The sequence below is a fragment of the Brumimicrobium oceani genome (assembly GCF_003143775.1).
In the GTDB taxonomy this organism is placed as follows: Bacteria; Bacteroidota; Bacteroidia; order Flavobacteriales_D; family Crocinitomicaceae; genus Brumimicrobium; species Brumimicrobium oceani.
Map to the genome: position 1 here is coordinate 327,750 of NZ_QFRJ01000002.1, position 15,661 is coordinate 343,410.

Below are 15,661 nucleotides of genomic sequence, written 5' to 3' on the forward strand. Positions count from 1 at the left end.
AAGGATGACATTAAGCTAGGGTCATATTTCAATTGCCTCCCAGCGCCTGCAACTGTCATCCTGATCAGAGATGAAAATCTTAATTTTCAACTCTGGAAGGATCTGTCCTAGTTAAATAGAGCACCTTTTATTGTAGTATATTAAATAGCTGGTAAAGTTCCCGATAAGCATTAATGATTTCATAATGATTCAGGTCTAATTATTAACGTTGGATACTAATTATTTTAGGTAAAGATGTTAGCTACGCTAAGCTATAGTCATTCGTAATTGATAATTGACAATTCGTAATTATTTTTTTTATCTAATCAAATTCACATGACCTGAAATTTCAATTCTCTCCGTATCACTTTCCTTCTTGAATTCTATCTTCCAAATGTAGACTCCGTCTTGAACCAGTCTTCCACCATCTACACCGTAACTGCCATCCCAACCATAATTCACATCATTGCTTTCAAACAGCAATTCTCCCCAACGATTAAAGATGGTTAATTGATAGTTCTTTGGGTCGTATCCTGAATGGAAAACAGGCTTAAATGTTTCATTATTTATATCCGCATTTGGCGTAAAGGAATTCGGAATGTAATAAACCAAATCAGCAACATAAGGCAGGGCTTTATAAACCGTGTCTGCACAACCATAATCGCTATACGCAATAAGTTCAACCGTGTAAGCTTTCACCTCTTCTTTCTCCGGAGAATAATTGTGCGTTGGATCTGTTAAAACACTTGTTTCACCATCTCCAAAACTCCAATTATAGGTTTCAGAACCTATCGATTCATTGGTAAACGAAGCCGCTGTTTCAAAACTCGTTAAAGGAGTTGGATTCACAGAGAAATCAGCTGTTGGATATTCTCCCACACAAATGTAATCCGCTTTTGAATAGTCCGTTATACATCCATATTGCGATTCTACTCTAAGTTGAATGTCGTAACATTTCACGGTATTGAAAGTGTAATTTGCAGTAATGCCAGGAGTCATCGTTTCCCCATTAATTGTGAAAGTACAAATATCAGTCAATTCGTGAAGTAAGCTCGTAAAGTTCACTTCCAATGGATAACATCCCGTTAGAGTATCTGCCATAAAATCTACTATTGGGAATGGATGAACAGTGATATCTACTTGATCTATATTTTTACATCCGTGAATTGATGTTCCAATAACAGAATAAGTTGTTGTACCTTCACCTTGTGAAAAACCAACACCATCCACTACTCCATTGTCCCAAACATAAGAACTCGCTCCACTTCCTGTCAGCACAAATTCACTATCCAAACATCCATCGATATCACTTCCGGCTGAAACTGCTGGTGCCGGATGAATTAAAACACTGACCACATCTGAGGAGAAACAATTCGCTAATTCCGCAGTAACTGTGTAATTTGTTGTTCCCACAGGAGAAACAAAACCAACGCCATCCACTACTCCATTGTCCCAAGAAATATTAGCATTTTCTGGATTGATGGCGTTGAGTATTACCAAAGCCTCCTCACAATGTTCTTGATCTAGACCAGCATCAATAGCAGGTGCATCCGGATCTGATAGATTGATGGTCTCCGTCACTGTTACAAAACAAGTCGGACAATCCTCATCATAAACCGTAAAATCGATATAGGAACCTGCTGTTAAGCCCGTAATCACATATTCGCCCGCCGCATTTGTAGTTATCGGATTGGAAGCTCCACCGTCATAACTCAGTTGATAGTTTGTTGACACTCCTAAACCTGAAAGCGTAATAGTACCGTCACTACCGCTACAAGTTGTTGGACCCGTGCTTGAAAGGGTAAAAGTTGGCGGTGTATAAGAATCAATAGTGATCGTATGCGAAACATCAATACTGTTTCCACAATCATCTGTAACGCTGTAAATCCTTGTGATTACTTCTCCGTTGCAAGTATTTCCATCTGTACTTTCTGAAACAAATGCCACCGTTGGATTCGCAGTACAATTGTCTGCTTCGTCCGTGATCACTGAAATATTAACTGCAGGAACATCGCTACTGCATTCAACCGTTAAATCAGAAGCATTGCTCGCCGTTGGGAGAATGTCATCATTGATAGTGAAAGTTTGTGTGACATCAATATTGTTTCCACAAGAATCTGCAATATTATAAGTTCTAACAATAACTTCCGGGCAAGTATTTCCATCTGAAACATCTGAAACGTGTGTTACAATTGGATTAACAGTACAATTATCGGCTTCATCTGTAATCGCTAAAACATCAACTGCAGGAACATCAGCCAAACATTGCAATGCTAAATCTGCCGGAGCAGTTCCCGTTGGAAGAAGAGTATCGTTAATTGTGAAAACTTGAGTGACATCAATGTTATTCCCACAAGAATCAGCGATGTTGTATGTTCTTGTAATGACTTCTGGACAAGTATTTCCGTCTGAAACATCTCCAACATGCGTCACAATTGGATTCACAGTACAATTGTCTGCTTCGTCTGTAATTGCATTTATATCCGCTGCGGGAATATCGCTTAAACACTGGAAAGCTAAATCAGCAGGTGCAGTTCCTGTTGGAAGAATAGTATCGTTAATCGTAATAATTTGTGTAATATCTGTGTTATTTCCACAGTCATCAGTAATGCGATAAGTTCGTGTAATTACTTCCGGACAAGTATTCCCATCTGAAATATCACTCAAGTGAATCACTGCAGGATTAGCTGTACAATTATCTACCTCATCAGTAATTAAAGCAATATCCGCCATTGGCACATCACCAATACACTGAACTGTTGTATCAGAAGGAGCTGTGGCTGTTGGTGCGATATCATCATTGATTGTAATGGTTTGAACCACATCAATATTATTTCCACAATCGTCGGCAATATTGTAGGTTCTTGTAATGATTTCCGGACAAGTATTTCCATCTGAAACATCGCTTACATGCGTCACAATAGGAATTACTGTACAGTTATCAGCTTCATCGGTAATTGCAGAAATATCCACTGCGGGTACATCCGATATACATTGAACTGTAACATCTGCAGGTGCTGTTCCCGTTGGAAGAATAGTATCATTAATGGTGATGATTTGCGTCACATCAATATTATTTCCACAATCATCGGCAATATTGTAAGTTCTTGTGATTACTTCTGGGCAAGTGTTACCATCGGAAACATCGCTGACATGCGTCACTGTTGGATTTACTGTACAGTTATCTGCTTCGTCTGTAATGTAATTAACATCTGGAGCAGGAACATCACCAATACATTGAACGGCCAAAGGAGCTGCCGAACCTGTTGGAAGAATGTCATCATTTATCGTGAATGTTTGTACAAGATCTATGTTATTTCCACAATCATCTGCAATGTTGTATGTTCTTGTAATGACTTCTGGACAAGTATTTCCATCTGAAACATCGCTCACATGTGTCACTGTTGGGTTGACTGTACAATTGTCTGCTTCATCTGTAATCGCTAAAACATCCACCGCAGGAAGATCTGCCAAACATTGTAAAGCCACATCTGCTGGAGCAGTTCCTGTTGGAAGAATTGTATCATTAATTGTAAAGGTTTGCAAGACGTTAATGCTATTTCCGCAATCGTCAGCAATGTTGTAGGTTCTTGTGATAATCTCCGGACAAGTATTCCCATCTGACACATCACTCACGTGTGTTACTGTTGGAATGGCAGTACAATTATCTGCTTCATCAGTGATTAAATTAATGTCTGCCGCTGGAAGGTCTTCAATACATTGCAGTGTTACATCTGCAGGCGCTGTTCCAGTTGGATTAATATCGTCATCAACCGTTATGATTTGAATCACATCTATATTGTTTCCGCATGCATCTGCAATGTTGTAAGTTCGTGTAATCGTTTCAGGACACAAATTTCCATCTGAAACATCGCTCACATGTGTAACTATTGGATTTGCAGTACAATTATCCGCTTCATCTGTAATTGCAGTAATGTCAACTGCTGGAACATCACCTATACACTGAACTGTAGTGTCGGAAGGAGCTGTAGCTGTTGGATTGATTAAATCATTGATCACAATATCTTGACTACAAGAAACAGTCACTCCACAAGTATCAGCAATTTGATAGGTTCTTGTGATTATTTTTGGACAAGAATTACCGTTAGAAACTTCACTCAATAAAATAAATGAAGAAGAATCAATTATTCCTCCGGCAGGAATAGTAGCAGAGCCACCAGCAGCAATAAATTCATCAAAGTTCGCATAAGCAGCTTGTTCAGAAATATCACAAACAGCGGTTAAATCTCCCGGACAAGTAATGTCTGTAATAGCAGGAGAAACTGTAATCATTACTTGATCAGAAGAAAAACAGTTGGTTAAATCTGCCGTTACCGTATAGTAAGTTACTCCAACTGGTGGCACAAAACCAACGCCATCTGTAATGCCATTATCCCAAGAAAGTATTGCTCCATCAGGATTATTAGCAGATAGCACTATCGTAGTTCCTTCACAATAAAATGCATCTGGCCCCGCATCAATCAAACCTGATGTTGGGTCATTGATGTTGATAGAAACATTTTCTGTTGTTGTACACGAAGGACAGTCAATATCTGAAACTGTAAAATTAGTGTAAGAACCTGCAATCAATCCAGTAATGACATATTCACCTGCTGCGTTTGTAGTAATTGTGTTTGTTGGACCACCATCATAACTCATTTCGTAACTTGTGTTAGGATCCAATCCAGAAAGTGTTATTGTTCCATCACTTCCTCCACAAGAACCAGTTCCCGTTCCAGAGACTGTAAATGTTGGTGTATAAGAAGCAATCGTTATTTCGTGCGTCACATTAATACTGTTTCCACAATCGTCTGTAACACTGTATATTCTTGAAATAATTTCCCCATTACAAGAATTCCCGTCTGTACTTTCAGAAGAAAAAGCTACAATTGGGTTTACCGTGCAATTGTCCGCTTCATCAGTTACTACAGAAATATCAACGGGTGGAACATCTGTTAAACATTGCACTACAAGAGGAGCCGGATTACTTGCCGTTGGATTCACATCATCATTCACTGTAATGGTTTGAACGACATCAATATTATTTCCACAGTCATCCGCAATATTGTAAGTTCTTGTAATGACTTCTGGACAAGTATTCCCATCTGAAACATCGCTAACGAAAGTCACCGTTGGATTTACAGTACAATTATCTGCTTCATCGGTGATTAAAGAAATATCATGTACTGGAACATCGCCAATACATTGAACTGTAAGATCGACTGGAGCTGTTCCAGTTGGAAGAATGTCATCGTTGATTGTGATGAACTGAACTAAATCAGTAAAATTCCCACAATCGTCCGTTATTCTATAAGTTCTTGTAATTTGCTCTGGGCAGGTATTTCCATCTGAAACATCGCTGACATGGGTTACAATTGGATTTACTGTACAATTGTCTGCTTCGTCTGTGATTTCTAAAACATTAGGCAAAGGAACATCGCCAATACATTGAACAGTCACATTGGCTGGAGCTGTTCCGGTTGGAGCAATATCATCATTCACTGTAATGGTCTGAATAACATCAATATTATTTCCGCAGTCATCTGCAATATTGTAAGTTCTTGTAATAATCTCCGGACAAGTATTTCCGTCAGAAACATCGCTGACATGGGTTACAATTGGATTTACTGTGCAATTATCCGCTTCATCGGTAATTTCTAAAACATTAGGTATAGGAACATCGCCAATACATTGAACGGTAAGATCAGCAGGAGCAGTTCCGGTTGGGAGAATGTCATCATTTACCGTAATTGTTTGAACGACATCAATATTATTTCCGCAATCGTCTGCAATGTTGTAAGTTCTTGTAATGACTTCCGGACAAGTATTTCCATCTGAAATATCGCTAACATGGGTTACGATTGGATTTACTGTGCAATTATCTGCCTCATCGGCAATTTCTAAAACATCAGGAATTGGAACATCGCCAATGCATTGAACTGCAAGATCAGCGGGAGCTGTTCCGGTTGGAAAAATGTCATCGTTTACCGTAATTGTTTGAACGACATCAATATTATTTCCGCAGTCGTCTGCAATATTGTAAGTTCTTGTAATGATTTCTGGACAAGCATTCCCATCTGAAACATCGCTAACATGCGTTACAATTGGATTTACTGTGCAATTATCAGCTTCATCTGTAATTAAAGACACATCAGGAATTGGAACATCACCAATACATTGAACAGTCACATTTGCAGGAGCTGTTCCTGTTGGATGAATATCGTCATTTACGGTGATTATTTGATTGAGGTCAGTAAAATTTCCGCAATCATCAGTAATTCGATAAGTTCTTGTGATTAACTCTGGACAAGTATTTCCATTTGAGACATCGCCCACAAAAGTTACCGTTGGATTTACAGTGCAATTATCTGCTTCGTCTGTAATTAAAGAAATATCATTTGCTGGAACATCGTCAATACATTGAACAGTAAGGTCAGCAGGCGCTGTTCCTGTCGGATTGATGTCGTCGTTGATAGTAATTAGCTGAATTAAATCAGTGGAATTGCCACAATCGTCTGTTATTCTGTAGGTTCTTGTAATTTGCTCAGGACAAGTATTTCCATCTGAAACATCGCCAACGAAAGTCACTATTGGATTGGTCGTACAGTTATCGGCTTCGTCTGTAATTAAATTGACATCTGCCATTGGCACATCACCAACACATTGAACTGTCACATTTGCTGGAGCCGTTCCTGTTGGAGCAATATCATCACTCACCGTAATGGTTTGAACGACATCAATATTATTTCCGCAATCGTCTGTAATGTTGTAAGTTCTTGTAATGATTTCTGGACAAGTATTCCCATCTGAAACATCGCTGACATGCGTCACAATAGGATTTACAGTACAATTATCTGCTTCGTCGGTAATTTCTAAAACATTAGGCAAAGGAACATCACCAATACACTGAACGGTAATATCTGCAGGAGCTGTTCCGGTTGGAAGAATATCATCGTTGATTGTAAAATCCTGTGTAAGATCGGTAAAGTTTCCACAATTATCGGTGATTCTGTAAGTTCTGGTAATAATTTCCGGACAAGTATTTCCATCTGAAACATCGCCAAGGTGTGTAACGATCGGGTGAGCTGTACAGTTGTCATTCACATTAGTTACCAGGGAACTATTTGCAGCAGGAATATCTGTCACACATTGAAACGCCATTCCCGCAGGAGCTGTTCCTGTTGGGTTTATATCATCATTTATGGTAATAATTTGGGTACATGTTTCTGTATTTCCGCAATCGTCTTGAATTTGATAGGTTCTGGTCACAGTTTCAGGACAAGAATTATTATCTGAAACTTCGCTCAGTAAAGTAAAAGTTGAAGGCAGAATCGAAGCTCCTGCAGAAACTGAAACAGAACCACCGGCATTTTCGAAAGCTGTTAGATTAGCATAAGGTGGCTGCTCTGAAATATTGCAATTTGCAGTAAGATTTGGAGGACAATTGATGGTTAAAGTAACAGGATAAATGGTAATGAGAAACGATGTTTCATCTTCGCAAAAAGCAGGAAGACCGCTATCATAAATGTACATTGTAGTCGTTGAAGAAATAATATCTCCTGGATTATATTGTGTTCCTGTTCCTCCTGTACCCGTGTAATAAGCCTCACTTCCTGATAAATTTGCACCTGTAATTGCAGGAAGCGTATAAGGTAGACATTGGTTTACATCAGGAATTGGATTAATGATGGGAAAAGGATTAACATTAACGCAGATTGTGGTATCGTAAGAACATCCAAAATTATCAGTTGCTTCGTAAGTGTAGCAAGAGCTTCCTAAAGCAGGTGGTTCCACGTTTATTGGATTTGTACCACTTACAATAGTGGGGTCAGCTTGCCAATTTTCTGAAACAATTACCGGTGTAAACGCAATTGAAGGTGGAATAATTCCTGTGTTAAAGTTCAAACTCCAATCGAATACAAAACCATTATCGCTGGCCCAATCGTCGGTAAAAGTCAAAGTCCAAACTCCGTTCAAATCACAGCCAACCAGTGCATCCATAGGATTTTCAGATTCATAAGAGCCAGCAGGAATACTTATTCCCGACGTTCCGTTTGCGGCCAAAGTTCCGTTCGTAGCGTTTGGTGTCCAGCAGTAATCAAAACCAATACCTTGCGCAAATGGAAAATTATCGTTATCAATTGGAGAACCTAAATGTGCGCCTACACCAAAATTAAAATCTACTAAATTTACTGTTTGTCCGGAAGGACATTCTATTATCACCCCTAAATCTCCCAAAAAGGAATGCTCCATATTTACACAAATAGATAATAAATCATCAATATCTGTTAAGCTTTGATTAGGTAAAAAACACTCGATATTTACTGAAGTCGAGTAAGAAACTCCTGTTCCATCTGGCAAAGCTATAGGGGGAAAAACAGGTTGATCACAAATACGATCGAAAGTGACTGGAGTAACCACACCTGTAAGAACAGATTGATCTCCGATACAAATTTCTTCTGGTACAGCTTCAGTTCCTGTAAATTCGGGTGTGGTAGAAACTCTAATTTCTTGATTGGTTATATTCGTATTTGAACATCCTTCAATATCTTCCATTTGAAGCTGAATAAGATAACCGCCATCATTATTAAAAGTATGACTTACATTTTGTCCAACCGGATTTACACCATCTTGGGTGCTCCAGCTAAAGGTTGATGTAGCATCTGATTGCGTATATTCTGTGTTGTTAAACGGGTAGGTTCCACTTCCTGTCATTGACACAGTAGTTCCTTGGCAAATTCGAATAACTCCATCTGGATCGGGCGCGGGTGAAAAAGAAAAATTAGAGCTAAAATCTTGACAAGCTGGTTTACAGCTGATCACTCCTTCCCACCCCACATTACTTCCTGATAGATTTGCGGTGAATACGAAGGTAAGACAGCCAGAGGCATTACTTGGTGATGCTTCAACAAACCCAGGACCAGTTGCCCCAGAGTATGTTCCAATAGGTGGTGCGCCAACATTATCTCCATCATAAATCGTGAACTGATCATAATAGAATTCCGTGTTAAAGCTGACAAAATCTACACGAGTTGACATTCCATTACTTGGACAAATGGTATAGGTTAAATTTTCACCATTTGTATAATTTCCAGAGGGACCACCCGTATCATAAAACATTCCAGTACAAGTAGTAATTGTGTCTCCATCTGTCATATTAAAGTTTTGGGCGAATATTGAATTTGCACCTATTAATATGAAGAAAAAAATAATTATACTGATGTGTTTCATAAAATTAGCCTTTAGTAGTTGTAGTTGCGCTTTTAATACTTTCTCATTTTCCGATTAATTTGCTCATTGGAATATATAATTATGATTTGATTGCTTTCCTTATTGATCCTAAAGGCTCCCTTCTCAATAGTTGGGAAATTATACATTAGGAAATTAAAGTCTTTAGATTGTAAATCGCTTGCAAATTGATTCGCCGAAATTGCTTTTCCCTTGTAATGCACCAGAGGTAGTAAATCTAGTTGGGCAACTTTCTCACTAGGAACCGTTCGGATTGAATATCCTTGCTGAGATTTTACCTTGAGATGCTTAATTAATCCAGGATTGCTTTTTAGACTGCTTTCATACTCTGTTTTCCCTAAAAACTCCTCCACTAACTGGTCTGGAGTATTGTTTTGAGAAAACACTAGTGTGGGTATAAAAACAATGAATAGTATAGATATACACTTTTTCAAGTTATTCATAAGTATAGTTTTGCACTTATTAAACGAAAAAAAAGATCAAATAGTTGCGCCAGCTTTGGTTTTATTTCTACGGACTTTTCATGAAATTCCCGAGTTTCGATTCATACCTCAATGTATCACTAGTTATCAGACAGTTACATTCATCCAACTTGTATTTTTGATGAATCCGACTACTTTTTTTTGAGAATTGCAAGGGATGATTTTGTTTTTCGCGAACCTGAAATTATTTTAATCATGGTAAAAGAAGATTTGGATTTTTGGATTGAGATTTTGCTTTGATGATCGGCAAGCAGACAATTGCGAAACGTTCTGAAATATCTTTTCGATCTATGGTTGTGCTTCAATGATGAGTGGGGGGGACGATTACAAATCGTCCCTACATCATCTCTTCAATCTATGATTTGTGCAAGGATGATGATTCAATCACCTCAACAAGCTCACGCTCCCAATAATCTCCTTGCTCTCCTCGTTTCGCAATTTTTTAAAACTGATTTTCCAGAGGTATGCGCCTTCAGGAGCGAATTTTATTTGGCTTGCGCCGTAGGTTCCGTCCCAGCCGTAGTTGGCGTCGTTGCTTTCGAAGATCAATTCTCCCCAACGGTTATAAACCTCTAATTTATAATCTAAAGGGTCAAATCCTGAGGTAAAAACTGGTTTAAAAGTTTCGTTGTATTTGTTTCCGTCAGGTGTAAATGTGTTGGGAACGAAATAAACCAATTCTTCGAAAAACGGTAAATCTAAATTGAAAGTATCTTGACAACCCAAATTACTCGTTGCGATTAGTTCGACATCAAAAATGAATTCCTTTTTTATTGAATTAACAGAATATTCATGGGTTGGATGAATGGCATTACTGAATTCTTCATCTCCGAAATCCCATTCGTAAGCCGTTGCTCCAGTAGATTCATTGGTGAAATCTGCTACATTGTATATATTGGTTAACTCCTCAGGATTCACAAAGAAATCTGCTACCGGATAATCATCAATGCATATATAATCTGTTATTATTAAATCATCAACACAACCGTTTGATAATTCAACTTTTAAATTGACATCATAACAGCCGGCTTCTGTGAAAATGTGATTTACGTTGCAACCGTTTATTTCTTGATTTCCATTAATTGTGAAGACACATGTGTTCCCAATTCCTGGTGAAGTACTAAACAAATTTACTTCTTGCGGCGCACAACCCACTGTTCTGTCCGCTAAAAATGAAACCTCTGGAGAAATAATTACATCAACATCTACTTGGTCTGAGTTTTCACATCCATGAATTGAGGTTCCAATCACAGTGTAAGTTACGAGTCCTAAATTTGGCGTAAATGGAACATTATCAACAACTCCATTGTCCCAAACATAAGTATCTGCGCCACTTGCTGAGAGTGTTACTTCTTCTCCATCACATACCGTTAAATCATTGCCTGCATTCACAATAGGCAAAGGATTTACAGTTACTTGCACTAGATCTGTTGTAAAACAATTTACTTTTTCCGCGGTAACTGTATAAATGGAAATTCCCACCGGTGGAACAAAACCAAGTCCATCCACTACTCCATTGTTCCAAGAAACATTTGCTCCATCTGGATTAAAAGCCGTTAATGTGATGCTTTCGTTTTCACATACTATAATATCAATTCCTGCATTTACAATTGGTGGAACTGGATCTGTCAATGTCATTGTTACATTTTCTGTTGTACTACAAGTTAAACATGTTGCTTCTGTTAATGTGAAATCTGTGTAAGTTCCTTGAACTAGTCCTGTGATGGTATATTCCCCGTTGGCATCTGTTGTAATAGAAAACGGAGTTCCACCATCATAAGTGAGTTCATAATTTGATGATGGAATTAATCCTGAAAGTGTAATAGTTCCTTCGTTTCCATCACAAGTTGTTGGATCGGTACTTGAAACGGTAAAAACAGGATCAAATAAGTCAATTACAATAATCTGCTGGACATTTATACTGTTTCCACAATCATCTTCAACTTTGTAAAAACGAGTAATTTCTTCTCCATTACAGGTATTTCCATCCGTTGCTTCAGACAAAAATGTTACTGTTGGATTGGCCGTACAATTATCTGCTTCATCTGTTACAACCAAAGGGTCTGGAAGTGGAACATCAGCCAAACAAGCTGCGAAAATCGTATCTGGATTACTTGCCGTTGGAAGAATATCATCATCAATCGTAATGGTTTGAACAACATCTATATTGTTACCGCATTTGTCTTCAATATTGTAAGTTCGTGTGATCACTTCTGGACAAGTATTTCCATCTGAAACATCGCTCACGTGCGTCACAGTTGGAACGTTAGAACAGTTGTCGGCTTCGTCTGTAATTGACAAAACATCTACAACTGGCAAATCGCCAATACATTGAACTGTTGTGTCATTAGGAGCGGTTCCAGTAGGCAAAATTATTTCGCTGATCACGATATTCTGAGTACAAGAAAGCGTTACTCCACAAGTGTCAGAAATTTGATAAGTTCTCGTAATTGTTTCTGGGCAAGTTATTCCATCAGAAATTTCGCTAAACATTGTAAATGAAGCAGAATCAATTATTCCTCCTGCAGGAATCGTTGCAGAACCTCCTGCGTTAATAAATTCTTCAAAATCGGCATAGGAGCTTTGTTCAGAAATATCACAAGAAGCCGTTAAATCTGCCGGACAAGTAATGTCTGTAATTGCTGGAGAAACCGTTATCATTAATTGATCTGATGAAAAGCAGTTCACTCTTTCAGAAGTTACAGTGTAGTATGAAACACCCACTGGCGGAATAAATCCAACTCCATCGCTTACTCCATTATCCCATGAAATATTTGCACTTTCAGGATTAAAAGCATTTAGAATAACCGTAGTTCCTTCACAATATTGAGCATCTGGACCAGCACCAATAACCGCTGCAGTTGGATCATTGATGTTTATTGAAACGTTCTCTGTTGTGGTACATGCAGGACAATCGCCATCAGAAACAGTGAAGTTTGTGTAAGAACCTGCTGGCAAACCAGTAATTACATAGTCTCCTGTTGCGTTTGTAGTGATTGAATTTGTTGCACCACCATCAAAACTCATTTCATAATTTGTATTTGGTGAAAGTCCAGAAAGCGTTATTTCTCCATCTGTTCCATCACAAGATGTTGTTCCTTGCCCTGTAACGGTGAAGATTGGCGTATAAGAATCAACAAGAATTGTGTGTGTAACATTTATACTATTTCCACAAACGTCCGTTACGCCATAAATACGTGTGATAATTTCTCCATTACAGGAATTTCCATCCGTACTTTCAGAAACAAAAGCAACCGTTGGATTTGCAGTGCAATTGTCCGCTTCATCTAAAATCACAGCCGGATCAACTGCTGGAACATCTGTTAAACATTGAACGGTAGTTGAAACATTTGAAGCAGTTGGATCAATATCATCGCTGATTGTAAACAACTGAGTGATGTCAGTGAAATTCCCACAATCGTCTGTAATTCTGTAGGTTCTTGTGATTATTTCAGGACAAGTTGCTCCATTCGAAACATCTGAAACATGAGTAACTACTGGATTTGTAGTACAATTATCGGCTTCATTTGTAATCAAACTAAGATCTGGAGCAGGAATATCCGCTAAACATTGAAGTGTTAAGTCTGCTGGTGCTGTTGCTGTTGGTGGAATGGTATCTAAAACTTGAATGATTTGGTCAACATCAAAGAAGTTTCCGCAATCATCAGTTATTCTGTATGTTCTTGTGATAATTTCTGGACAAGTATTTCCATCTGAAACATCAGAAACGAAAGTTACCGTTGGATTTGCAGTACAATTATCCACAGCATCAGTTACTACATTTATGTCTGAATTGGGAACATCACCTGCACATTGAACAAATATAGAATCAGGAACGCTTGCTGTTGGTTTAGTGGTATCATTAATGGTAATTCTTTGTGTTAAATCAATGCTATTATTGCACCCATCAGTTACTCTGTATATTCTTCTGATGACCGCAGGGCAAGTAAATCCACCAGAATAAGTTGTAGTATGAATCACAGTTGGAGTCGTGGAACAATTATCTGTAACTCCTGTAACCACATTTATACCCACCGGAGGAACTTCACTTATGCATTGAACATATAGGTCTGACACTGTTCCCGTTGGATCAATATTATCATATATCGATATACTTTGTGTTAAATCTGTATAGTTTCCACAGTCATCTGTAATTCTGTATGTTCTTGTTATGATTCTGGAGCATCCACTTCCAATTGTAGCATCAGAAACAAAAGTAACTACTGGGTTTACGGTACAATTATCCGCCACACCTGTAACTAAAGCAATATCCACTGCGGGTAAATCCTCAATACATTGAACTGTAGTATCGGCAGGTGAAGTTCCTGTTGGGGGAATTGTGTCTTTAACTGTAAATAATTGAATAAGATCTGTAAAGTTTCCGCAATCGTCAGTAATTCTGTAAGTTCTTGTGATAATTTCAGGACAAGTATTGCCGTTAGAAACATCACCTTCATACGTAACAATTGGATTTACAGCACAATTATCGGCCTCGTCGGTGATTAAATTCACATCAGGTGCTGGAATATTTGTAATACATTGCACTGTTGAGTCTGCTGGTGCTGTTCCAGTAGGATCAATATCATCAATGATTGTAATGCTTTGATTTACATCTGTGAAATTCCCACAGTCGTCAGTAATTCGATAGGTTCTTGTAATAATTTCTGGACAACTTCCTCCATTCGAGACATCTGACAAAAAAGTGACCACTGGATTAGTTGTACAATTATCTGCTTCATCCGTTATTAAACTAAGATCTGGAACTGGAATAACTGTGTTACATTGAATTGTAATGGGCGCAGGAGCTGTAGCTGCTGGTGGAATTGTATCTAAAACGACAATTGTTTGTGTAACATCAATATTGTTCCCACAATTATCGGCAATATTATAAATTCTTGAGATCACCTCCGGACAAGTATTTCCATCTGAAGATTCACTTACAAAAGTAACTATTGGATTAGCTGTACAATTATCTGCGGCATTAGTGATTACATTGACATCTACTGGAGGAAGATCTGAAATACATTGAACAAATAAAGAATCAGCCGAACCTGTTGGGTCAATATCTTCTGGACAGCAGGTATAAACAAAATTAGAGCTTGCTCCGTTCAATGTGAAATTATTAAAAACTCCTGTTTGCATTACATTTGCTGAGTTTTCTAGATTGGAAATAGCGGTATTATTTCCAGCTGGAATTCCTTGATTAAAATCATAATAGACCAACAAACCTGTTTCATTTCCAACTAATTCAATGTCAATTTGTGCATTGATTTCAGCACTTGTTTTCGCATAATTCCAGATTCTAAATTCATCCAAATCACCTTCATATAATTGTGAAACTGGATTAGGTGTTTGATCAAATTCTTGACCTAAAGAGTGAAAGTCGGTGGACTCAAAAGAAAAAGCATGATTTGCAACTGTATTTATTTGACCATCAACAAATAGAGAACAGACGCCATTATCATAAGTAAAGGCAAGGTGATGACAATCATTATCTCCAATAGGTGTTGTTCCTTCCATCCAAATTTCAGCTCCGTTTGCAGATTTTAAATAAAGTACAGGAACATCAGGAGTACTATCAAAAGAACCAGCGTATCTAAAAATGAGTCCATTTTCGTAATTAAAGTTCTTATTTGAAGAATAAAAAACGTTGTGGTCTGTATTATTTTGTCCTTCAAATTTCACCCAAAATTCTACGGTAAAACTACTCAGATTTGCAACGGAACTGCTGATTGAATTAATGTTGACGTAATCTCCATTTTTGAAATTTAGTGCATAATTAGTGCTTTGGGCAGAAATATTAAGACTGAATAAGACAAGAATTAATGTTATTGTGTGTTTCATAAAAATTGCAGTATCAAAGAAGTAATAGTATCGATTTGCACTTCGAATCTATTTTTAGAATAAATTGCAAGTTTAAGGATAAAAAGCGCTAACACAAAACCAAGTAA

3 protein-coding genes are annotated in these 15,661 nt (G+C 38.0%); all 3 read right to left on the bottom strand.

Annotation, left to right across the window (positions count from 1 at the left end; translation table 11 throughout):
• Positions 1–297 precede the first annotated feature (297 nt).
• Positions 298–9,135, bottom strand: coding sequence for an HYR-like domain-containing protein (locus tag DIT68_RS04300; protein ID WP_158276108.1), 8,838 nt, complete (start codon positions 9,133–9,135; stop codon positions 298–300).
• Positions 9,136–9,242: 107 nt separating this feature from the next.
• Entirely contained in the window at positions 9,243–9,671 is a 429-nt protein-coding gene (locus DIT68_RS04305; protein ID WP_109358577.1) for a hypothetical protein, read from the bottom strand.
• 423 nt (positions 9,672–10,094) lie between these two features.
• Positions 10,095–15,554 (bottom strand): LamG-like jellyroll fold domain-containing protein, encoded by a 5,460-nt coding sequence (locus DIT68_RS04310; protein ID WP_109358578.1) that lies wholly within the window; start codon positions 15,552–15,554, stop codon positions 10,095–10,097.
• Positions 15,555–15,661: the final 107 nt, after the last annotated feature.

Excerpts from the sequence above, each read along its gene's own strand:
- DIT68_RS04300 (WP_158276108.1), bottom strand. The coding sequence starts at position 9,135 with ATGACAGATGGAGACACAATTACTACTTGTACTGGAATGTTTTATGAT.
- DIT68_RS04305 (WP_109358577.1), bottom strand. The coding sequence starts at position 9,671 with ATGAATAACTTGAAAAAGTGTATATCTATACTATTCATTGTTTTTATA.
- DIT68_RS04310 (WP_109358578.1), bottom strand. The coding sequence starts at position 15,554 with ATGAAACACACAATAACATTAATTCTTGTCTTATTCAGTCTTAATATT.